Annotated in this window: 21 protein-coding genes; 10 read left to right on the forward strand and 11 right to left on the reverse strand. The window is 62.6% G+C overall.

The window, feature by feature from the left end:
* The first annotated feature begins 16 nt into the window (after positions 1 to 16).
* From QM659_RS09460 to QM659_RS09480, 5 genes are all read left to right on the forward strand, one after another.
* Entirely contained in the window at positions 17 to 1,273 is a 1,257-nt protein-coding gene (locus QM659_RS09460) for a M16 family metallopeptidase (RefSeq protein ID WP_415188228.1), read from the forward strand.
* Positions 1,274 to 1,344: 71 nt separating this feature from the next.
* Entirely contained in the window at positions 1,345 to 1,593 is a 249-nt protein-coding gene (locus QM659_RS09465; protein WP_415188229.1) for a hypothetical protein, read from the forward strand.
* An 88-nt stretch (positions 1,594 to 1,681) separates the two neighbouring features.
* A complete protein-coding gene (locus QM659_RS09470; protein WP_415188230.1) occupies positions 1,682 to 3,502 on the forward strand; it encodes an ABC-F family ATP-binding cassette domain-containing protein in 1,821 nt (606 codons plus the stop codon).
* A gap of 193 nt (positions 3,503 to 3,695) precedes the next feature.
* Entirely contained in the window at positions 3,696 to 4,505 is an 810-nt protein-coding gene (locus QM659_RS09475) for a transglutaminase-like domain-containing protein (RefSeq protein ID WP_415188231.1), read from the forward strand.
* Between the two features lie 158 nt (positions 4,506 to 4,663).
* Positions 4,664 to 5,308 carry a MarC family protein gene (locus tag QM659_RS09480; protein ID WP_303484134.1) on the forward strand — a complete coding sequence of 215 codons (645 nt, stop codon included), beginning with the start codon at positions 4,664 to 4,666 and terminating at the stop codon, positions 5,306 to 5,308.
* Positions 5,309 to 5,376: 68 nt separating this feature from the next.
* Here the strand turns inward: QM659_RS09480 and QM659_RS09485 are convergent, their stop codons facing one another.
* From QM659_RS09485 to QM659_RS09535, 11 genes are all read right to left on the reverse strand, one after another.
* Positions 5,377 to 6,120 (reverse strand): sulfite exporter TauE/SafE family protein, encoded by a 744-nt coding sequence (locus tag QM659_RS09485; RefSeq protein ID WP_415188232.1) that lies wholly within the window; start codon positions 6,118 to 6,120, stop codon positions 5,377 to 5,379.
* A 235-nt stretch (positions 6,121 to 6,355) separates the two neighbouring features.
* Entirely contained in the window at positions 6,356 to 7,240 is an 885-nt protein-coding gene (locus tag QM659_RS09490) for a hypothetical protein (RefSeq protein ID WP_415188233.1), read from the reverse strand.
* Between the two features lie 144 nt (positions 7,241 to 7,384).
* Positions 7,385 to 7,816 (reverse strand): hypothetical protein, encoded by a 432-nt coding sequence (locus tag QM659_RS09495; RefSeq protein WP_415188234.1) that lies wholly within the window; start codon positions 7,814 to 7,816, stop codon positions 7,385 to 7,387.
* A 92-nt stretch (positions 7,817 to 7,908) separates the two neighbouring features.
* A complete protein-coding gene (rlmN, locus tag QM659_RS09500; protein WP_415188250.1) occupies positions 7,909 to 9,120 on the reverse strand; it encodes a 23S rRNA (adenine(2503)-C(2))-methyltransferase RlmN in 1,212 nt (403 codons plus the stop codon).
* 80 nt (positions 9,121 to 9,200) lie between these two features.
* The gene (locus QM659_RS09505; protein ID WP_415188235.1) at positions 9,201 to 9,704 is read right to left on the reverse strand and encodes a hypothetical protein; all 504 of its coding nucleotides are present in this window, start codon (positions 9,702 to 9,704) and stop codon (positions 9,201 to 9,203) included.
* Between the two features lie 158 nt (positions 9,705 to 9,862).
* Positions 9,863 to 10,699 (reverse strand): bifunctional hydroxymethylpyrimidine kinase/phosphomethylpyrimidine kinase, encoded by an 837-nt coding sequence (thiD, locus tag QM659_RS09510; RefSeq protein ID WP_415188236.1) that lies wholly within the window; start codon positions 10,697 to 10,699, stop codon positions 9,863 to 9,865.
* A 24-nt stretch (positions 10,700 to 10,723) separates the two neighbouring features.
* A complete protein-coding gene (gene soxA / locus QM659_RS09515) occupies positions 10,724 to 11,551 on the reverse strand; it encodes a sulfur oxidation c-type cytochrome SoxA (RefSeq protein ID WP_415188237.1) in 828 nt (275 codons plus the stop codon).
* Positions 11,552 to 11,588: 37 nt separating this feature from the next.
* Positions 11,589 to 12,089 (reverse strand): sulfur oxidation c-type cytochrome SoxX, encoded by a 501-nt coding sequence (gene soxX / locus QM659_RS09520; RefSeq protein WP_127077051.1) that lies wholly within the window; start codon positions 12,087 to 12,089, stop codon positions 11,589 to 11,591.
* A gap of 383 nt (positions 12,090 to 12,472) precedes the next feature.
* Positions 12,473 to 13,156 carry a phosphoglycolate phosphatase gene (gene gph, locus QM659_RS09525; protein ID WP_415188238.1) on the reverse strand — a complete coding sequence of 228 codons (684 nt, stop codon included), beginning with the start codon at positions 13,154 to 13,156 and terminating at the stop codon, positions 12,473 to 12,475.
* 95 nt (positions 13,157 to 13,251) lie between these two features.
* Positions 13,252 to 14,316, reverse strand: a complete 1,065-nt coding sequence (gene fba, locus QM659_RS09530) for a class II fructose-bisphosphate aldolase (RefSeq protein ID WP_303484149.1) — start codon at positions 14,314 to 14,316, stop codon at positions 13,252 to 13,254.
* Between the two features lie 305 nt (positions 14,317 to 14,621).
* Complete coding sequence (locus tag QM659_RS09535; RefSeq protein WP_415188239.1) at positions 14,622 to 15,830, reverse strand: phosphoglycerate kinase; 1,209 nt, start codon at positions 15,828 to 15,830, stop codon at positions 14,622 to 14,624.
* A 390-nt stretch (positions 15,831 to 16,220) separates the two neighbouring features.
* Here QM659_RS09535 and QM659_RS09540 point away from each other — a divergent pair, with 390 nt between their 5' ends.
* From QM659_RS09540 to QM659_RS09560, 5 genes are all read left to right on the forward strand, one after another.
* On the forward strand, positions 16,221 to 16,844 hold the full coding sequence (locus QM659_RS09540; RefSeq protein WP_415188240.1) for a class I SAM-dependent methyltransferase: 624 nt from the start codon (positions 16,221 to 16,223) through the stop codon (positions 16,842 to 16,844).
* Between the two features lie 238 nt (positions 16,845 to 17,082).
* A complete protein-coding gene (locus QM659_RS09545; RefSeq protein WP_415188241.1) occupies positions 17,083 to 18,375 on the forward strand; it encodes an OmpP1/FadL family transporter in 1,293 nt (430 codons plus the stop codon).
* Between the two features lie 354 nt (positions 18,376 to 18,729).
* Complete coding sequence (locus QM659_RS09550) at positions 18,730 to 20,079, forward strand: OmpP1/FadL family transporter (RefSeq protein WP_415188242.1); 1,350 nt, start codon at positions 18,730 to 18,732, stop codon at positions 20,077 to 20,079.
* 539 nt (positions 20,080 to 20,618) lie between these two features.
* A complete protein-coding gene (locus QM659_RS09555) occupies positions 20,619 to 21,332 on the forward strand; it encodes a UDP-2,3-diacylglucosamine diphosphatase (RefSeq protein WP_415188243.1) in 714 nt (237 codons plus the stop codon).
* Complete coding sequence (locus tag QM659_RS09560; protein ID WP_415188244.1) at positions 21,332 to 22,360, forward strand: glycosyltransferase family 4 protein; 1,029 nt, start codon at positions 21,332 to 21,334, stop codon at positions 22,358 to 22,360. The genes QM659_RS09555 and QM659_RS09560 overlap by 1 nt, the downstream gene beginning before the upstream one ends.
* Positions 22,361 to 22,743 lie beyond the last annotated feature (383 nt).

Below are 22,743 nucleotides of genomic sequence, written 5' to 3' on the forward strand. Positions count from 1 at the left end.
CCTGCCAGCGAGTGCCATGCAGATTCAAAACGTTGTCAGCAAGAAAGGTATCGAAGCCTGGCTTGTGGAAGATCACAGCCGTCCGATACTCAGCCTTCAGTTCGCCTTCAAGGGCGGCTCGACGCAGGACCCCGACGGCAAGTCGGGCGTCGCGACCTTCGTTTCGGGCATGCTGGATGAAGGCGCGGGGGATCTCGATTCGCAGGGCTTCCAGAGGCGCCTCGAAGAACTCGCCGCGAAGATGTCCTTCAGCGCGAACTACGACAACTTTTCCGGCTCGTTCCAGACGCTGACGCAAAACCGCGAGGAAGCCGTCAAGCTTCTGCGCGCGGCCTTGACCGATCCGCATTTCGACGCGGAGGACGCCAACCGCATCCGCGAACAGCTTCTGGCCAATCTCCGGCTGGAGGAGAAAGACCCGGACAAGATCAGCTCCATCGAGTGGTACAAGCTCGCTTTCGGCAGCCATCCCTACGGCCGCTCGTCGAACGGCACGGTGGACAGCATTCAGGCCATCACGCCCGACGATCTGAAAGCCTACCGCAAGCGAATCTTCGCGCGCGATAATCTGAAGGTGGCCGTTGTCGGCGATATCGACGCGAAGCAGCTCGGCGAACTGCTCGACACCGTTTTCGGCGACCTGCCCGAGAAGGGCGATCTCAAGCTTGTGCCCGAGGTGACGCTTGCGAATGTCGCCAGACAGCGTGTCGTGGCGATGCCCAATCCGCAGTCCGTCGTGCAGTTCGGTTTCCAGGGCTTGAAGCGCAAGGATCCCGACTTCATCCCGGCGTTCATCCTGAATTATGTCGTCGGCGGCGGCGGCTTCTCGTCGAAGCTGATGCAGGAGGTGCGCGAGAAGCGCGGCCTCGCTTATGGCGTCTACACCTATCTCTATCCGCTCGACCACGCGGGCATCTTCGCCGGCGGCGTCGCGACGGAAAACAAGAGTGTGGCGCAGTCCCTCGACCTCATCCGCGCAGAGCTTGAGCGCGTGTCGAAGGAGGGCCTGACCGACGCCGAGCTTCGGCAGGCGAAGGACTATCTCATCGGCTCCTATGCGCTGCGTTTCGACACCAGCGGAAAGATCGCGGCGCAGCTTCTCGCGATCCAGCTCGACGGACTGGGCGCCGATTACATCGAGCGCCGCAACGGCGAGATCGAAGCCGTGACGGTCGACGACGTGAAGCGCGTCGCGAAGCGGCTTCTCGAACCGAAAAACCTCATCGTGACGGTTGTCGGCGAGCCGGAAGGCGTGAAGGAAGTGGGGCTGTAAGCCTCCGCTTCCGTTTTTTGATGTTTAACGGCCGGACCAATGTCCGGCCGCGTCCATTTAGGCAAATGATGATGGACCACGACGATATTGGTATAATGATCGATAAGATTGACGTTAGAAATACTCACGGCTCTGGTTCCGAGCGACTTTTTGATATTTCTATTTTCTATAAGGTCGTCTTTTCTAACTTAGGCGATTGCACGCTGCGCATAGATATCGATCGTGCATCGAGCATTGACGCCGCATTAGGCGAAGCTGCCGTTGAATTGGCCTGCTGCTTAAGCCGCGCAGCGAATGCAGCGAGAGCAAACGAGGCGTAGGAGAATTTAGCCGGAAAAGATTGCATCGCGCGGCGTTCCTGTCCAAATCTGCGGGGACCACAAACAAGCTGGAACCAACGCCCCGCACATGGCCGCACCGCTTCTCACGCTTCAGAACATCGAGCTGACCTTCGGCGGCACGCCGCTTTTCGAGGGCGCGAGCCTTGTCGTATCCGAGGGCGACCGCATCGCGATCGTGGGCCGCAACGGCACCGGCAAATCCACGCTCATGAAGATTGCGGCGGGCTTGATCGAGCCGGACGGCGGCAGCCGCTTCGCGCAGCCCGGCGCGATCATGCGATACCTGCCGCAGGAGCCGGATTTCGGCGAGCACGCCACGGTGCTGTCCTACGTGGAAAGCGGTCTCGGCCCGACGGACGATCATTATCAGGCGCGGCTGCTCCTCGGCGAACTCGACCTTACCGGCGAGGAAGCGCCCGGCACGCTCTCGGGCGGCGAAGCCCGCCGCGCGGCGCTTGCCCGCATCCTTGCGGCGAACCCCGACGTGATGCTGCTCGACGAGCCGACAAACCACCTCGATATTCAGGTGATCGAGTGGCTCGAAAAGCGCCTCGCCGCGATGAAAGCCGCGCTCGTCATCATCAGCCACGACCGGCGCTTCCTCACCAACCTGTCGCGCTCGACCGTGTGGGTGGATCGCGGCACCACGCGAACGCTCGACTTCGGCTTCGGCAAGTTCGAGGACTGGCGAGACGAATTTCTGGCGCAGGAAGAACTCGACCGGCACAAGCTCGCGCGCAAGATCGAGCGCGAGGCGGACTGGCTGCGCTACGGCGTCACCGCGCGAAGGAAGCGCAATGTCCGCCGCCTCGGCGCGCTGCACGCATTGCGCAACGAGCTTCGCACGGCACGACGGGCGCCCGGCGCAGCAAGGCTCGAAGCGGCCGAGGGCGCGCAATCCGGCAAGCTCGTGATCGAGGCGGAGGGCGTCTCGAAGTCCTTCGGCGGCGACAAGCCCGTGGTCGAGAAATTCTCCACGCGCGTCATGCGCGGCGCGCGCATCGGCCTCGCGGGACCGAACGGCGCGGGCAAGACGACGCTGCTCAAGATGCTGATCGGCGCGCTGGAACCCGACGAAGGCGCGGTGCGCCTCGGCACCAATCTCGAAATCGCCGCGCTGGAGCAGAACCGCGACAGCCTCAAGCCCGACATGACCGTCGCCGACGCGCTGACGGGAGGGCATGGCGACCTCGTGGTGGTGAACGGTGCGGCTCGCCACGTCGCCTCCTACATGCAGGACTTCCTGTTTCTGCCGGAGCAGGTGCGCTCGCCGCTGAAGGTGCTCTCGGGCGGAGAGCGCGCGCGGCTGATGCTCGCCCGCGCTTTCGCGAAGCCGTCGAACCTGCTTGTGCTCGACGAACCGACGAACGACCTCGACCTCGAAACGCTCGACGTCCTCGAAGAACTGCTGGACGATTACGGCGGCACCATCATGCTCGTCAGCCACGACCGCGACTTTCTCGACCGCGTCGCGACGTCGATGATCTGCCCTGAAGGCAACGGCCAGTGGATCGAATATGCGGGCGGCTACTCCGACATGCTCGCGCAGCGCGGCGGGCGCGGTTTCGGCGCCGAGCCCGCGAAGACGAGGCCCGCGCAGGAAGCGAAGCCGAAGGCCGCGGCGTCCGGCGGCGATCAGCCGAAGCCGAAGCGCAAGCTCAGCTTCAACGAGAAGCATGCGCTCGAAACGCTGCCCGCGAAGATGACGGCGCTCGAAAAAGAGATCGGCACGCTTCAGGTAAAGCTTGCCGACCCGAACCTCTACACGAAGGACCGCAAGGCGTTCGATCAGGCGACCGCTGCGCTCGCGAAGGCGCAGGCCGAATTGACCGAGGCGGAAAACCGCTGGCTCGAACTCGAAATCCTGCGCGAGGAACTGGGGCTTTAGATCGGCCTGCGCTTTGACTTAGGGAGCGGGGGGGCGATTTTTGCTGTAATTCGCCGCGGCCATCCCATGTAAGCGTGGTAGCAGGCTGAAAGAAACGCGGTCATGTGCAAACCGCGTCCGAGTGATCCTTACGGCGCCGCCCCGCAGCTGGCGGCACGGACATTATCTCCGCGCACTTACGCAAGGAGCGCTCATGCGCATTCACGTTGGCAGTGAACTGACATTCGACTTTCCTCAGCCGACGCCGATCATTGCCCTTCTCAACGTGCACTACTCTCGCTTTTCCGATCTCGAACGCCCGGATTGTCTCACAACGACCCCGGCCGCGCCCACAGAAGGGTATCGCGACAGTTTCGGTAATTGGTGCACTCGGGTTGTCGCTCCCGCCGGGCGCTTCACGCTCAAGACCGATGCCGTGATCCGCGATAGCGGCGCATCCGATCCGGTGGACCTGAATGCCTTGCAGCATCAGGTCGAGCACTTGCCTGCCGATACGCTCCAGTTTCTTCTCGGCAGCCGCTATTGCGAGACCGACGTCCTGTCGGAGGAGGCCTGGCGGCTTTTCAAGCATCAGCCGCTCGGATGGCCGCGTGTGCAGGCGGTTTGCGATTTTGTGCATAACCATCTTTCGTTCGGCTACGAACATGCCCGCTCCACCCGCACCGCCGCGCAAGCCTACGCAGAGCGGCGCGGCGTCTGCCGGGACTTCGCCCATCTGGCAATCACTTTCTGCCGGTGCCTCAACATCCCCGCGCGTTACTGCACCGGCTACGTGAGCGACATCGGGCTGCCGCCCCCATACGCGCCGATGGACTTCGCTGCCTGGATGGAGGTCTATCTGGGCGGGCGCTGGTACACATTCGATCCGCGCAACAACGCCGTCCGGTTCGGGCGCATTCTGATCGCGCAAGGGAGAGACGCCGCCGACGTGCCCTTGACCCAGATTTTTGGTCCCGGCACGCTTTCCACTTTCCAGGTCTGGACGGAAGAAATCCAGCGTTAGAAGCATCCGCTTTTGATCAGAAGCGGGCTCCATCTTTTGTTTTGTGGCGCGCGTCTTGTCGGAAAATCGCTTCACACTTTTCCAAACGCGCTTGGACCTCGCTGCAATGAAGCGATCCCGTTGACGCTTCACCAAGTCTTGCCTGCTACCAAGAGCGAATGTTCGAGATCGCGCTCTCCGCATTCGCGTTGTTCTTCGCAACCATCGGTCCGGTTGAAGCCGCGGTGCTGTTTGCCTCGATTTCCCCGAAATTCAGCCGTTCCGAACGCGTCGAGGTTTCTGTCAAGGCCGTCGGCATCGCGACCGGCATCCTTCTTTTCTTTGCTCTCGTGGGCTCGGAAATCCTCGAAGCGCTGGGCGTCACCCTGCCTGCTCTCCAGACGGCGGGCGGCATCATTCTCGGCCTCATTGCGCTCGACATGATTTTCGAGACGACCATCGCGGGCAGTACCATCACCATGCCGGAAAGCGACGAGGCCCGCATCAAGACGCCGGACGAGATCGCGGTTTTCCCGCTGGCGATGCCCATCCTCGCCGGCCCCGGCGCCATGTCGGGCGCGATGGTGCTGATGGCAAATGCGAGCGGCCAGCCCCATCTTCAGGTCGCGATCATCATCGCCCTGTTCGCCGTCATGGCGATCACCTTCCTGTTGCTGCTCGCCGCTCAGGAGCTTCGCGAGCGGATCGGCATGACAGCGCAAAAGGTCGTCACGCGGCTTTTCGGCGTGCTGCTCTCCGCGATTGCCGTGCAATCGATCTTCAACGGAATCGCGGGCTCCGACCTTTTCCTGCGGCGCCTGTGAGGAATTGCCGGCTTGTCCGGCTTTCCACGGTAATGCGCCGCCTGATTTCCGTCGAAGGAGGATAAGCCTTAAACAGGCTTAACGAACAGCGCGACCGTCAGCGCGAGTCCGATGCAGACGATGGCGATGCGCAGCAGCGTCTCGTTCACGCGATGCAACGCCCATGCGCCCAGAAGGCCGCCGATGATCGCGCCAATTCCGAGCGAAACCGCAAGACGCCAATCCACCTGCGGCGACGTCACGAACAGGGCCACGGCGGACGCGTTCATGACGCCGGCAAGCACGTTTTTCGTCGCGCCCGCGTTGCGCGTGCCCATGCCTGCGAGCGTCAGCGCCGCCATCATCAGGATGCCGATGCCGCCGCCGAAATAGCCGCCGTAGATCGCGATGCAGAATTGCGCAAAAGCCGCCGGTATGGGGCCGATATGCGTCGGCTCCGCGCCCTTCTTGCGGAAGAAGCTCCCCCAGGTGAAGACGGCGGTGGCGAAGAGCACGAGCCATGGCACGAGTTCCGCGAACACGCGCTCCGGCGTGTTGAGAAGCAGCAGTCCGCCGAGCGCGCCGCCGATTATGCTGATTGCGAACAGCACCCGGAAGGGCAGCCCTTCGAGGCCGGAGACGAGCTTTCTTCCCGCGAGGCCGGACGTCACCTGCCCCGGAAACAGCGCAACGGTGGATGTGATGTTTGCGGCGAGCGGCGTTTGTCCGGCAAGTATGAGCGCGGGAAGCGTGACGAACGAACCGCCGCCCGCGAGTGCGTTCTGAACGCCCGCCCAAAGCCCCGCGACAAAGACGACCGCAAGCAACACCATGACCCTTCCCCCGATGCCGAGCGGCGGCGCGGCTGTGTGGATACGGCATTACGGAACGTTGCGCAACGACGACGGTCTTCGGCCCCGGCGATGTGGATTGGTATGTCGAGGCTGATCGAAATCCATCGGCCCGCGTCAATCGGACCCGATTTGACGCGGGCGACCGATCGGCATGTGCTGTCCAGCGCCGTGCCGCCTCCGATTTGCGGCATGACGCTGCAAAAGCCGGGAAGTGTTACACCGGGTTCGATCGCCTCGCCATGCTGGACTGGTTGGAGCGGTCCAGTTCCTTCAGGCGCTGATAGGCATTGACGCTGCCGAGATCGGCCGCCTTCCGATACCATTCGCGCGCACGCTCGACATCCGCCGCGAGGCCCCAGTCCGGGCGATGCCTCACATTCGCCGGATCGTAGGTTTGTGCGAGCGCGAGCGCGCCGCGCACGCTGCCGTATCTGGCGAGCACCTCCAGAACCGCGCGGCCGCCCGCGCCGTCGCCCTGCGCAAGCTGGTTCAGGCCGCGCTCCATCAGGGCATCCTCCGTGCCGCGGTTCAATTCCGGCTCGGATTCGACATCCGGTAACACCGCGCTCGCCTGTATTGTGGAAGGCTGCTGCGCGAAGATCTCCGGGCGCACCTCGACGTTGAAAGCCTTCTCCACACGCGGCATCTGTGGCAGCGCGATTTCGCCCGCCTTGAAATAGCCGACGAGCACATAGCCGGACGCAACCACCACAGCACTGGAGATGGAAACCGCCGCGACATTCCTCCACGCACGTCCGCGCTTCGCCCGGCGCGATTCCGCCTTCGGCGGTTGCACGGCGATGGGCCGTATAATGGGGGCTGATCGGACGGGCGCGGCGCTTTCGCCGATTGGGCCGGGCTCCACGCGCTGCGCACGTGCGGTCTGGACGTAAGCCGTCGGAATGGATGCCGAAACCATGGCAAGCTCGCGCTCCAAAGCCGCGCGGCTTTCCTCGAACGACCGATACGCCTGAACCGCCGGTCGCGACAGCGAGGACGACGGCCGTGGCTCGTATTGAGGTGGCGGCGCAGCCGGATCGAGATCCACCGCGAGATTGGTCGCCGCTCTTTCGAGAATATTACGCCACGAGTCGCCCATGACAAACGCCCCTACTCAACTTACCCAGCCTCTCATTTAATGAGGCAATATGGCCACGCTGAGGTTAAAATCGGTCGTTTGTATGCGATTTTGGTAGGATTGCGTTTACGATGCCGCAGTTTGGGCAGGCAGTGTCTTCACCGCTTAGCGCGCAGGGCCCGAATAGCCCGCGATCAGCCAATAGATCGTGCCCGCTATGCAACCCGCCATCACCAGTGCGGCCGACACCGGCGACGTGAGCGAGGACAGCTCAACCCGCCAGAACGCACCCGCGAGTACCACGGAAAGCGCTCCCGTCGCGCCCGCATAGAACAACAGCGACCGCGACCGCAGCACTTCGCCGAGCAGCACGCCCGCAATGGCTGCCGCCAGCACCACCGCACCGCCACCCTGAAGCGCGAGGATCGCGTTTTCGAAATTCGCGTCGAGGATGAAGGTCTCGTCGGGCGCCGCGGCCTGAAGCCGCTCGACCTCTTTCACAAGCTTCACCGCATGGAGAGCGACGAGCGAAATCCAGCCGATGACGCCGGACAGCACGATGGCGAACAGCACGCGAAAGAAATGTCCTATGCTCATCGTTGCCCTGTTTGTCCATGCCGGCCTTGAGCGTCGGCGCCCCGAATTTGTTGAGCCCGTTTGAAGCTCGGGCGAGGCATGTTGCAGCCCACTCACACCGCTGCGTCGACGGCAGGCGCTGCCGCCTCGCCGCGCCGTGCGCTCGCCCGCAGTTTCTCGCTCGCCGATTTGAGCTGCCCGCAGGCCGCCATGATGTCGCGGCCGCGCGGTGTGCGGATCGGGCTCGCATAGCCTGCGCGGTTCACCACATCGGCGAAGCGCTCGATCTGCGCCCAGTCCGAGCATTCGTAAGCGGTGCCCGGCCACGGATTGAACGGAATCAGGTTGATTTTCGACGGGATGCCCTTGAGCAACCGCACCAGTTCCTTCGCCTCGGCGACGGAATCGTTCACGCCCTTCAGCATCACATATTCAAACGTCATGCGCCGCGCGTTCGACAGGCCGGGATAGGCGCGGCAGGCGGCGAGCAATTCCTTCAGCGGATATTTGCGATTGATCGGCACGAGTTCGTCGCGCAGGTCGTCGCGGACGGCGTGGAGCGAGATGGCCAGCATCACACCCATTTCGTCGCCCGCGCGGTGCATCATCGGCACGACGCCCGACGTGGACAGCGTCAGCCGCCGCTTCGAGAAGGACAGCGCGTCCGGGTCTGTCGTCACACCGACTGCGGCCTTCACGTTGTCGAAATTGTAGAGCGGCTCGCCCATGCCCATCAACACGATGTTCGTGATCTTGCGCTCGGACTCGGGGATGCCGTGCCGGTCGGCGGGGCCCTCGGCGTCCGGCCAGTCGCCCACACGATCGCGCGCGACGAGGATCTGCCCGACGATCTCCGCCGCCGTGAGATTGCGGACGAGACGCTGCGTCCCCGTGTGGCAGAAGGAGCAGTTCAGCGTGCAGCCGACCTGGCTTGAAATGCACAGCGTGCCGCGATCCGGCTCGGGGATGTAGACGGTCTCGATTTCCGGCGGGCTTTCGGCCGGATGCGACGGCGCGAGGCGCAGCAGCCATTTGCGCGTGCCGTCTTCCGAAATCTGCTCGGCGGCGATCTCGGGCCGCGCCAGCGTAAAGCGGGCGTCGAGTTCCGCGCGAAGGGATTTCGCGATGTTGGACAGCGCCATGAAATCCGTCGCGCCGCGCGCATAGATCCAGTTCCAGAGCTGCGCGGCGCGCATCTTGGCCTGGTTCGCGGGCACGCCCGCTTCGGCGAGCGCGGCCATCAGTTCGGCGCGCGTCATGCCGGCGAGCGAGGGCTTCGGCGCCACGGCGTCTGCGGCGGACGGAATTTCGAAAAGCGTTGTCATGAACGCAAAATAGAAGACGCGCGCGCGCTTCACAAGCGCCGCTCTTACCCGCAGCGCCTGTTAGCCCGAAAGGCGGCCGATCAGCGCGTCAATTGCACCGAAGCGACCGGAACCTGCCGCCCCTTCGCGCTGTCGAATTGCGTGATAGCGACGACGTGGCTTCCCGTCTCCTTGAAGGTCACGTGGAAATTGCCCTTGAAGTTCGGGCTGTCGGCCTCGAAGACGAGCTGATTGCCGTCGATGCTGCCGGTGACGGAGCCCGTGTTATGCGCAACCTTTTCCTCAAACAGCCCTTCGACGCGATTGCCCGTGCAGGTCACGCGGCTCGCCGCCTCGATCTTCCAGGCCGCCCCGGCGCAAGTGATGAGCTGGTTGATCTTGTCTCCGCCCGCGAGCGAATAGGAAATGCGGCATGAAATGCGCTCGGCCGACCCGCCGATGGGCGTGACTGCGCCCTTGCCTTTCCAACTGCCGTCGAGGCTCTTCATGAGTTCCAGCCCCTGGCTCGAACACAAGGCGAAGGCCGGGTTGGCTGCCGCGAGCGTGAGAGCGGCGGTGCAGGCTGCGGCAACGATCTTGAACATAGACAATCCCTCTCTCTCGCGGGCAAGCGAACGACATTTGCGGTTTCGTTGCCGAATGCAGCAAAAAAATGATCCGCCGCTCACGTTTCGAACCCGCGTTCCAAGCGACTTAAGGCGGGGCGAAACCGGCGGCAATGGCGCACGTGCGCCGAGTTTTATTAAATTTTCGGCATCTTCCAGAAATGCGCGACCGGCCCCGCGCCGTCGCCGATGTGGAAGGCGTCTGCGGCAAGCAGCGCGCCCTGAAGATAAGCCTTTGCGGCTTCGACGGCGGCGGCTATGGGGACGCCTGTCGCGAGGTGCGCCGCGATGGCCGATGAGAGCGTGCAACCGGTGCCGTGCGTGTTGCGCGTCGGCACGCGCGACGCGGTGAAGCGGTGGATCTCGGTCCCGTCGAAAAGCACATCGGTGGCCGTGGCGTCGTCTCGATGGCCGCCCTTGATCAGCACGGCGCGCGGTCCGAGCGCATAAAAGCGGCGCGCCTGCTCGTCGATCTCGCCGTCGGTGCGCGCGATGGAAACGTCGAGAAGCGCGGCCGCTTCGGCGAGGTTCGGCGTGATGATGTCAGCGAGCGGGAACAACCCCTCGACAAGCGCGCGCACAGCCGACGCTTCGAGAAGGCGCGCGCCCGAAGTCGAAACCATCACGGGATCGACCACCACGGGCACGTCGCCCGCCCAACGGCGGAGGCGGTCCGCCGTCGCCCCGATCTGCTCCGCCCCGCCGAGCATGCCGGTTTTCACCGCGCGGACGTTCAAATCCGCGAATACCGCGTCGATCTGCGCCGCGACGATGTCGCCCGGAATGAGATGCACGGCGGTCACGCCAAGCGTGTTCTGCGCGGTGATGGCCGGGATCGCGGTCGCGCCATAGACGCCAAGCGCCGCGAATGTCTTGAGGTCGGCCTGAATGCCTGCCCCGCCGGATGAATCCGATCCGGCAATGGACAGGGCAGCAACAGTCTTTGCCGTGTTGGCGGTGCCGTCAGCGCTCATGGCGGCAACTCGTCGCCCGCGTGCTCATGGGCGCACGCCGGGCGCGGTGACGGGCAGGTTCCGGCTGCGCCAGTTCAGGAAGAGTTCGAGCGCAATGTAATCGTCCGACCCGTCGGGCTGCCCCTTGCCACGCACCAGCGCGTTGCACATGCGGAACCTTTCATGCAGCGTGATCACCCGCTGCTGGTCCAGCTTGTACGCGGGATACGCTACGGGATGGCCCTGACTGAGGGTGTCACCCCCGAACTTCTGGCCGAACCTCTCATGATGGCACTGCGCGCAGGACAATTGCAGAAGCCCTTGTTTCGTCTGATAGAGAGCGCGCCCGCGCTCGAAGAGTTCCGCCGCCGGGCCGGTTTTGTCGACCGTCTCCGGGTTGCCGCGAGCGAGCCAGCGAAGATAAGCCGTCATGGCGAGCATGGGCGCGCTGTCTTCCGCCAGAACATCCGCGCCGAGATTGTTCTTGCGACACAGGTTGATGCGGGCGGGCAGTGTGATCACTTCCTTCAGACCCGGCAGATATTTCGGATAGGACGCAGCGGCGCGCCTGACGCCGTTTCTGTCGCCCGTGCCATGGCAGGAGCGGCATGACTTACCGAGCGTTCCTTCTGGCGCGGACCAAGCTTTTTCACCGGATTCGACAAGAGCGAAGGCGGGATTGTCGAAGTCGTCAGCCTGCTGTGCGGCCACGGACGGCGGAAGAAACTCCTCTCCGGGGATCAGATATTTCAGGGGGTTCGAAGCATCGGCGGGCGCGAAGGCGCGCCGAGGCTCGCCCTTCGCGGTGAAGACCGCAGCGGCAAATATTCCTATCGCGATCTGAAACAGTGCCGCACCGAGGTTCCCTCTCACCGGTACGTCTCCCAGTAGCGGGCACCTTTGGCCCGATTTATTTCAACGTCTTCAAATAGGCGATCAAGTCCTCGACTTCCGCCGCGCTCAGGATCGACGGCTCGCCAGAGTCCGACTTGTAGTAGGACGGCATGATGGCATCCGGAAAGTAGACCTTCGCATCAACGAGGATCTGCCGAAGCTGCCCTTCCGAATAGCGGCTTCCGATGCCGTCGAGAGCGGGGCCGATGCCGCCCTGATCGGCGACCGTCGTCACCGCGCTGATCTTGTGGCAACTGAGGCAGTCGCCCCGCTGACGGTCAACGAGCACATCGCGACCGCGGCTCGCATCGCCCGGTTTTCCCGTAAGCGGCGACGGCATGCTCTGGAGCGAAAGCGCCAGCCTGCTCGGCGCATCGGGGTTCATGTATTCGAGGAAGTAACCTGCGGTCTTCCGCTTGCACTCGGCGGCAGACGCGTCCGCAGCGCCCGAGAATGAGAAGGCAACCACCGATGCCGCCCACAAAAATAGCGAGGCGCGCCCCTGCATCTTAGTCATTTACTGCCCTCGGCTTGGCCGTTCCCAATAAGCGGCTCAATCGGCGCGCGTCGAACAGGATTTATTCAACGCAAAACGTCGATCTTTACTCCTATACACAGCATGAGGCCGAAGTACGGAAACTTCGCCCATCCGTAACCCACCCCGTAGGTCGGCTACAATATTTAGCTTTCCGGGAGCGTCAACCATATAGTTTGATTCAAATTTGGGTTGTGTGCGCTAGTGGGGCGAATTTGACATTTGAGTCCCGGTGGCTGCGAACTCTCGCTCGAATGTGAAATTCAAAAGCTCCCCTAGAATCAGGATGTTGCTAGTGGTCCTTTTGGTTCCGACATTTGCATCCGTTTGCAGCACGCTTGCGAGCAAATGTCGGAAGCGGGTTACTAGCAGGCGCGACGCAGCGCCTTGAGCGCTTGCGGGAGTTCCCCTAACGACGAAATGAGGGTGTCGCCGCCGAGAAGGTCGGGTGCTGTTCGGCTGTAGCCGAAGGTGACGACGACGGAGCGGACGCCCGCCGCCTTCGCGCAGCCAACGTCGGCTTCGCTATCGCCGACCATCACCGCGCAGCAGGGCGAGACATCGAGCGCATGAAGAACATCGAGCAGCGGACCTGCATCGGGTTTGCGAGGCTGCCCCTCGCGCTCGCCGATCACGCTGCTGAAATATTTCGCGATGTCGAGCTTCTGAAGGATGGCGAGCGTCGCCGCGTGATGCTTGTTGGTGCAAAGTCCAAGCTTCCGGCCCTCTGCCTTGAGTTGCTCCAGAAGCTCGCGCGCGCCCGGATAGAGTTCCGTGTGCGTCGTCAGGTTCTCGCGGTAGGCTGCGATGAAGTCCTCCACGACCGGGATGATGCCGTCGGGATGCAGGCCACGCGCGACAAGCGCGCGCTGGATGAGCGTCGGCACGCCGCCGCCGATCATGTCTTTCACCTCGGGCACCGTGAACGGGTCAAGGCCGCGTTTTCCCGTCGCGACGTTGAGAGCGTGCGCGATATCGGGCGCACTGTCGATCAACGTCCCGTCGAGGTCGAAAACCACCGCTCGCGGCCAATTCGCTTCACCCGTCACGCCGTGCTCCTTGATTTTTGGCCTTGATGCGACCGTCGCAAACGAATGGCCGGGGAAGCCCCCGGCCATGGCTGTCAATTTTTAAGATCGGCGGCTCAGCCGATCTTCGGATCGAGTTCGCCGCTTGCGTAGCGCTTCGCCATCTGTGCCGCCGGGATGATCTTGATCTTCGACGCGTTGCCGGCCGTGCCGAACTGTTCGTAACGCGCCTTGACGACCTTCTTCTGTTCCTCGATGGCGGGCTTCAGGAACTTGCGCGGGTCGAACTCCTTCGCGTTCGAAGCGAGCACCTTGCGCACAGCCGCCGTCACGGCAAGGCGCAGGTCGGTGTCGATGTTCACCTTGCGCACGCCGAAACGGATGCCGCGCTGGATTTCCTCGACCGGCACGCCGTAGGTCTCCGGGATCGCGCCGCCGTACTTGTTGATGATTTCAAGCAGTTCTTCCGGCACCGAAGAAGAGCCGTGCATCACGAGATGCGTATCCGGGATGCGCTTGTGGATCTTCTCGATGACGTCGATGGCGAGCACTTCGCCCGTGGGCTTCTGCGTGAATTTGTAGGCGCCGTGCGACGTGCCGATGGCGACGGCGAGCGCGTCCACCTTCGTCGCGGCGACGAACCTGGCGGCCTCGTCGGGATCGGTGAGAAGCTGTTCGCGCGACAGAACGCCTTCCGCGCCGTGACCGTCTTCCTTCTCGCCGGTGCCGGTTTCAAGGGAGCCGAGCACGCCGAGTTCACCTTCGACCGACACGCCCACATAATGAGCGATGCGCGTCACGTCCGACGTGATCCGCACGTTGTAGTCGTAATCGGCGGGCGTCGAGGCATCGGCCTTCAGCGAGCCGTCCATCATCACGCTGTCGAAGCCGAGACGGATGGCGCTCACGCAGGTTTCTTCGTTGTTGCCGTGGTCCTGATGCATACAGATCGGGATGGTCGGATACTGGGCTTCCAGACCCTCGACGAGCTTGCCGAGCAGCAGGTCGCCGGCATAGGAGCGCGCGCCGCGGCTCGCCTGGATGATCACGGGGCTGTCTGTTTCCTTCGCCGCTTCGAGAATGGCGATGCCCTGCTCCATGTTGTTGATGTTGAAAGCGGGCACGCCGTAACCGTGCTCGGCGGCGTGGTCCAGAAGTTGCCTCAGCGTGATGCGGGCCATTTTTCGGCTCTCCCTGATTGGAACGAATCGTCGGTAATTCCGGCAAAGCGGAGCACTGCGCGTGCGTCTTTCCAACGCAGTGTGACGCGCCCGCGCAAATCGAGTCAATGCGCAGCGCTCGGGTTTTCACCTGATCGCTGAGCCGTTACAGCGTCATGCCGCAAAAAGCCGGCGGCCACTTTCGCGGATGATGCTCCAGAGCCGGACCGATCGGGGTTATCCAACCTGATCGGCGAATCCGCCTCTGATCTAAGAAGAAACCGTTTTACCGATCCGATCGCGATTCGATCAGATCGGGACGGGCTCTAGCGGATGAGCGCCGCCACGCCCGGGAGCGTACGCCCTTCGAGCCATTCGAGGAAGGCGCCACCCGCCGTCGAAACATAGGTAAACTTGTCCGTAACGGAAGCCGCGTTCAGCGCCGCGACGGTATCGCCGCCACCCGCGATGGTGACAAGCTTCCCCTCTTCCGTGAGTTTCGCCGCTTCACGGGCGAGCGCGAACGTGCCCTCGCCGAAAGGCGGAATTTCAAACGCGCCGACGGGGCCGTTCCACAGGAGCGTCTTGCTGTCTTCGATGAGCTTCGTGAATTCGGCAACCGAGCGCGGCCCGATGTCGAGGATCATGGCATCCGCAGGCACTTCGCCGACCGGGATCACCTCGGTTTCCGCGTTCGCCTTGAACTCGCGCGCGACGACGGCATCGACGGGCAGCACGATCTTGCAGTGAGACTTCTGCGCCTTTGCGCGGATGTCCTTCACGATGTCGATCGCATTCGGTTCGCACAGCGACTTGCCGACCGAAATACCGTCCGCGTAGAGGAAGGTATTCGCCATGCCGCCGCCGATGAAGAGATAGTCCATCTTTTCCGCGAGGTTGCCGAGCACGGCAATCTTGGTCGAGACCTTAGAGCCGCCGACGATGGCGGAAACGGGCCGGTTCGGATTATGCAGCGCCACCCTGAATGCGCCGATTTCGGCCAGCAGCGATGGTCCGGCGTAGGCCGGCAGGATATGTGCCACGGCTTCAGTCGAGGCGTGCGCGCGATGCGACACGGAGAACGCGTCATTCACGTAAATGTCGCCGAGCTTCGCGAGTTCGGCGGCGAAGCCGGGATCGTTCTCTTCTTCTTCCTTGTGGAAGCGCACGTTTTCGAGCATCGCGATCTGCCCCGGCTCAAGCGCCTTGACGACCGCGTCGGCGGCAGGCCCGATGCAATCTTCGGCGAAGGCTACAGGTGCGCCGAGCATTGCCGCAAGTTTGTCCGCGACCGGCTTCAGCGAATATTTGGCGACCGGTTTGCCGTCCGGGCGACCCAGATGGGAAAGGATGACGATCTTTGCCCCCCGCGACGCAAGGACGCGGAAGGTCGGCAGGAGCCTTTCGATGCGGGTTGCGTCGGTGATCTGTCCTTCCGCCATCGGCACGTTGAGGTCTGTGCGGATGAGCACGCGTTTTCCGGCGACGTCGGCGGACGCGATATTTTTCAACGAATCGAAAGCTGCTGATGTCATTTCTCTCCCCTGATAGCGCGCGTGTCTGATCGGCTTTTTCCGGCAACGGGGACGGCGGCCCCTCCGTTAGATAGGCACGGGTGAGACCTCCTTAAGTGAACTTAAGGGCGCTGCGTTGCGGTTTGTTGACGCTTGCGTGATTACCTGACACTTCTCCGTGCAATAGACAAGTCAGAGATATTTAACGCACTCTTCACGCAAGCTGATGGCGGGCGATTGCAATTGTGAAGCCGGAGTCGTATGTCTTACGCTTGTCACATTCGAGCAGGTATTCAAATCGCTTATCGTGCCGCTGCCGGGGCCGCTGAAAGCGCGAACTTGTCCGATGGCACGGGGTTATCGATTCGTTAAACGATCCCGTTTCGACGGGGGTTTGAGATAGCGCCCTTCATGAGCAAGCTCATCGAATTATCGGATCTTCCGCTGGCGGCCCAGGGGCCGGTGCTGTTCTGGCAGCGAGCCATCGAGAACCCTCTTCAGGTTTGCAGCCTGTTCCCGTCCAGCCCGTTCGTGGGCCGGGCCATGACGGAGGTTCTCGGCAAGAGAATCGAGTCCCACGTCATCGAGCTTGGCGCGGGCACGGGCGCTGTCACACGGCAGTTGATCCGCAATGGCGTGGAACCCGACAAGCTGACGCTGCTCGAAATCGACGCGCGCCTCGGCGGCCATCTGCGCCGCCGTTTTCCCGATGTCGACGTGCTGATCGGGTCTGCGCAGGATCTGGCGAAGCTTTGGCAGGAGCGCAACGGCGAAAATGTCGGCGCCATAGTCTCCACGCTGCCGATGCGGCTGTTCTCGAAGAAGCTCATCTATCTCGTGATGAAGAACAGCCTTCAGGTTCTGGATGAAGGCGGCATGTTCGTCCAGTTCACCTATCGCCAGACGAGCCCGGTACCGCCGCGCGTGGTCAATGCGCTCAGGCTCAAGGCGTGGCGTTACACGCGTGTCTGGCTCAACCTTCCGCCCGCCGCGATCTGGGTTTACGAGCGCATGCCGCATCCCCGCGAGATCTGACGAGCGCCGAACCGCAGTATCATTTTCGCCACCGATGGCCGTGGTGTTGATGCATGGCGGAAGCGCGCACGCGCACGCTTTCTTCCGAGCGACTGTTTTTAAACGCATTCTCGCGCGGCTGGCGTTTCGGGAGCCCCGCGCATGGGCAGCCTCGTGCCAGTTTCGGACAAGTTGAGACAGTTACGGGTTCCTTGATGGACGATTCACCGTGCGCGCTCGTCCTGAAAACGGGGGAACCATGACAGGCGGCCACCACTTGAAGCACTGCCTCACAGCGGGCAGCATCCTGATTTTAGGCATGGCCGGAGGCGATGCTGCGGAAGCGGCCGATGCTTTCGGCCTGAGGCCGCAATCCACCTATTTCCTCGGAGCCTCCAACGCAGGAGCGGCTGCGGGTGCAGACATCAGTTCCGTGATCTGGAACTCCGCCGCCACCACCGTGGCGCCCGGCTTGAATTCGTCGTCGTCCTATACGGTGATCACAACCTCGCTCGACGAGACGGCTTATGGCGGTGCGTTTGTCGAGAACGGGTTGCGCACAACCACGGACTCAGGGACGACGCGCGCCGCCGCTGCGTCGGTCTACACCTACCAGATCAACGATCAGCTCTATGCCGGGCTTGCGATGTACGCGCCCTTCGGCCTCGTTACGAAGCCCGACAATTATTGGGCCGGCTCGCCTGCCGCTTCCACGCAGCGCATCTTCTCGGTCGATGTCAACCCGACGCTTGGCTACAAGATCACGCCGACCCTCTCCGTCGGCGTCGGCGTGCAGGCCCTTTATTATCAGACGCGGCTGAACTCCGGACCGTTCGGTGCCATCGAGGGCACGGCGTTCCGGGGGAGCGACTGGGGCGTCGGCGCGACAGCGGGGCTGCTCTGGGAGGTCGCGCCGGGTACGAGCGTCGGCATCGGCTATCGCTCGGCTGTGGGCGTCGAACTCGACGGAAGCTATCGCGGCCCGGGCGTCTATACGCGCGCCACCCTCGACCAGACCCTGCCGGAGCAGGTCACCTGGAGCTTGCGGCACACCGTCCTGCCGGGCGTCGCGCTGCTCGGCACCGTTCAGTGGGAAAACTGGGGCCGCATCAACAATCTCGTTGTGGACTCCGGCGCCGGCACGGAAGCGGTCATCAACCTCAACTTGCGCGACTCCTGGTATTTCGCCATCGGCGCGGAATATCAGTACAGCCCCGACATCACGTTCCGCACCGGTGTCGCCTACGACTCGTCGCCCGTGACGGATTATAACCGCAATCCGGGCCTGCCGGATTCGAATACCGTGCTCGTCTCGCTCGGCGGTTCCTATAACTGGTCGCAGAGCATCCGGCTGGACGCAGCCTACGCCCACGCCTTTTTTGACGACGCGCCTTTCTGCATCGGTGATCAGGCCACAGGAGGAACCTCCCATTGCGTCAGCAGCGCGCAGAAGGTTCTTGTGCGTGGCAGCTCGGACAATTCCGCTGACGTGTTTTCGGTCGGCTTCAAATACAGTCTGGCACCGGTCGTGGAGCTTGAGCCCTACAAGTAACGATTTTGCGATAATCGCGTTCAGACCAGTCGAAAATTGCGTGACAGCCATGCAACAGTGATTGGGCAAAACACCGAACAAATGCCCCGTCGAAACTGATGAATTCGTCAGTTTTGAAGGGGCGCCGCAATCGCGACAAATCCGTCATCGTTCTGCGATGTCATTGTTTTTATTTCATTTATTTTCATGCGGCGCACCAAATTTAGGGGCATTTCCGCTTCGCGCCGAAGGCTGATTCGGCTTCCCCTTCCGACCTTTCGGCCCATTGCCAGAGCAGAGAATTTAATGATTAAGTTCCCTCACGAGGAAAAATAAAGGCGCGGGGCATGCGCCGGGCTCGCTTGGGAGGGGACTATGGGCACATCGAAATTCGTGCGGCTGGCGTGCGTCAGCGCGGCCGCGCTATTGGCTGGGGCCGCGCTGACGCACGAAGCGAACGCCGGTTCGTTCGGCGTGCGCGAGCAGTCCGCCTATTTCCAGGGCATGTCCTTTGCCGGTACAGCGGCGGGCGGTGACATCAGCTCGATGTTCTGGAACTCGGCCGCGACGGCGACGCTTCCCGGCTTCAACACATCGAGCAACGGAACGATCGCTTTCGGCGATGCCGACCTCACGGCGACGGGAGGGGCTTTGACGGGCCTTCCGCTGCCGAAAAGCGCCAACAACGGAACTGATGCGTTCATCCCGGCATCCTATGCGACCTATCAGCTCAATGATCGGCTGTGGGCCGGTCTCGCGATGAATGCTCCGTTCGGCTTCATCACCAAGCCGGACCGCATTTGGTCAGGGAACGCAGTTGCCGACACCTCGAAGATCTTCTCGCTGAACCTCAACCCGACCCTGGCATACAAGATCACTCCGACACTGACGGTCGGCGTCGGCGCACAGGTGGAATATTTCAAGATCCGCCTCACGCGTGACGGATTCGGCACCGGCACCGGAACCTCGTGGCGCAGCTACTCGGCGGACGACTGGGGCGTCGGCGCTACGGCGGGTCTGCTCTGGGAGCCAAGAGAGGGCACTACAATCGGCGTCGGCTATCGCTCTCGCGTCGATCTGGAGCTTGAAGGATCTTACAAGCGGGATGCCGCGACGGTTGTCGTGCCGGGCGTTGGTCTCGTCACAAGCGCCTCTCGCGTTCGCACGACCGCAACCGGCGAGCTTTCGCTTCCCGACGAACTTTCGATCTCGCTCAGGCAGAAGCTGACGGAACGCCTCGCCGTTCTGGGCACGGTGGAATGGCAAGGCTGGAGCGGAATCGGCAATGTGAAGGCTGTTAGCGGTGCCTGCACGAACGGCGTCTGCGAAACGCTGAACCTGAACTACCGCGACGGCTGGAAATACGCGATCGGCTTCGAATATCTCTACAGCCCGACGCTCACGCTGCGCACCGGCGCAAGCTATGAAGTTTCGCCGATCGACGACAAGACCCGCAACATCCTGATCCCGGATTCGGACCGCATCGGCGTAAGCGTCGGCGCGAGCTATAAGTACTCCGACAAGATCACTGTCGATCTGGCTTATTCGCACCTTTTCTTCGACGAAGGGTCCTACTGCATCGCGTCGAGTGGCACCTCTTCCCATTGCGGCAATGGCGGTACGACGGTACTTGCCGGCACCACAGATGTCGCCGTCGACCTCGTCTCGGTCGGCCTGAAATACAGATGGAGCGATCCGGTCCCCGCTCTCGAACCCTACAAGTAAGCGGGACGGAACGCTACGAAGGGGGTCAGCGCAAGCTGGCCCTTTTTTGCATTTGGCCGTTCACGGCTCTCGGTTCGTCGCGCGGAACGATGCGGCAATTCCCCGCGCCTAACGCTTCCCTTTAATCGTTTCCGGCGCGGTGACGCGGTGCCATTCGCCGGGGCCTCTTGCTGGAACTTGGAAAGGGCCATTTTGCCGCCGCTCCCCTCCTCCGGGGATCGAAGCCGGCAGCCAGTTTTTTTGCTCTCCACAGCCCCTCGCGCGATCGCGACGCGGTCTGGCCTTCGCTCCATGATGCCGCCCAGCAGGGCCGCGGGGCATGCCTCGAATGGGCGAGAATCTCGTCAGGATGCTTTTTTTTAATCGTGGGCTTCACCGGGGATAGCTTTCACCTCCCGGTAACGCACTTAAAATAATCGTATTTCCTCTACGGGGTGGATCGATGCGTTTTGACGCGATATAAGACGAGCGTGAGATACCGCGCCATCTTTCTCTCGGACATGCACCTCGCCGCGCGAGCATGCCGCTCCGAGGACTTATTGAGTTTCTTGAAGTCCCACGACGCCGCCGTGATCTTCCTCGTAGGGGATGTGATCGATTTCTGGCGGCTTCGGCGGGGACCGAGTTGGCGCGCCTCGCAAACCGAGGTCATCCAGCAGTTTCTGGCCAAGGCGCAGGCCGGGACGCGCCTCGTTTACATCCCCGGCAATCACGACGAAGAATTGCGCATTCTCGCGGGCACGACGCTCGGGACACTTGAGGTGCGCCTGCGCGCGATCCACGACACGGCGGATGGCCGCCGCTTCCTCGTCGTCCACGGCGACGAGTTCGACGACGTCGTGAACAAGGCGCGGTGGCTCGCCGTGCTGGGCGACATCGCCTACGACGTTGCATCGGCGGTGAACGTCGGCGTCAACGTCGTGCGCCGCGCGATGGGCATGTCGTACTGGTCGCTGTCGGCCTGGCTCAAATACCGCGCGAAACGCATTTTCAACGGCAGCAAGTTCGAGGGCCTGCTCACGGCCGAAGCGCGCCGCGTCGGCGCTACTGGCGTGATCTGCGGTCATATCCACCATGCTTGCGTGCGCATCATCGACGGCGTTCAATATGTCAATACCGGCGACTGGGTGGACAGCGGGACCGCCGTCGTGGAGCATTTCGACGGCCGGCTCGAAATCGTCCGCTGGACGGATCAACTCCGCGCTATCCAGTCGAAACCGACAAAGACGCCGGTCGCGCCCGTGACATCGTGATGCGCATCCTGCTCGCGACAGACGCCTGGAAGCCTCAGATCAACGGCGTCGTGAACACTTACCTCAATCTGGAACGGGAAGCCGCCGCCGAAGGCTTCGACCTGTCGTTTCTCACACCGGAAGGCTTCCGAACGCTCCCGCTGCCGACCTATGACGAAATCCGCCTCGCGCTGATCCGGCCGAGCGATGTCGCCGAGCGCGTGGACTATGCCCGCCCCGACTTCATCCATATCGCGACCGAAGGACCTATCGGGCTGGCCGCGCGAGCCTATTGCCTCAAGGCGGGGCGCCCGTTCACGACGAGCTATCACACACGCTTCCCGGAATATGTCGCGGCCCGCGCGCCGGTGCCGGTATCGTGGGGCTACGGCTTCGAGCGCTGGTTCCATAATTCGGGCGTGGGGGTGATGGCGGCTTCGCTGTCGCTGTGTCAGGAGCTGGCGGACCACGGCATCCGGCGCGTCCATCTCTGGTCGCGCGGGGTGGATCTCGACCTGTTCCGGCCGCGCTCGGTAGACCGCTTCCCCGAGCTGCCGCGACCGATCTTCCTTTATGCCGGCCGCGTCGCGGTCGAAAAGAACCTCGACGCCTTTCTCGATCTCGACCTGCCGGGCACGAAAGTCATCGTCGGTAAAGGCCCGCAGCTCGAAGAACTGCGCAATCGTTATCCCGACGCGGTGTTCACGGGTGCCAAGTTCGGCGACGACCTTGCCGAGCACTACGCCAGCGCCGACGCGTTCGTTTTCCCGAGCCTCACCGACACCTTTGGCAACGTGCTTCTCGAAGCAATGGCGTGCGGCGTTCCGACTGCGGCGTTCAACGTCACCGGGCCGAAGGACGTTGTTGAAAACGGCCGGGTCGGCATCATCGGCGACGATCTGCGCGAAGCAGCGCTGGGTGCGCTCAAGCTCGACCGAAGCGCCTGCCGCGCCTACGCCGAACGCTTCAGCTGGGCCGCGTGCGCCCGCCGCTTCCGCGACATCATCGTCGAGGCCAACAGAGGCTCGTCCGACCGCCGCGATGGGTAAACCGGAGCGGTGGATTTGAAATCGGCCTCACTTTTGTGGCGCCTACGTTGCCTATTTCGGTCCCGACTTTGAATGCGACTGAAGCCCGACCTGTCCGTGGGGCGCATTCAAAAAGCGATGTTCGACCTTGGATCTCCTAAGCCATAATCCGCCAAGGCGCTCCCCGCTTCGGCGAAAGCGCGCGAGAAGAAAATGCCTGCCAATGAATGCCTGCTTGACGGCGTGAATTGACATTTGGGGCTGACCTGCCGCACGCTGGTTTCCGGTGTCGAAATCAAAGCTCCACGAGACAAGAAGGAGTTGTCCCTGGTCCTCTGGTTTTGACGCGTTTTGTTCACGCGAACCGGTCCACTTCGCTGGAAAACGCTCTGGGACAAACGACA

The organism is Rhodomicrobium sp., assembly GCF_047605405.1.
In the GTDB taxonomy this organism is placed as follows: Bacteria; Pseudomonadota; Alphaproteobacteria; order Rhizobiales; family Rhodomicrobiaceae; genus Rhodomicrobium; species Rhodomicrobium lacus.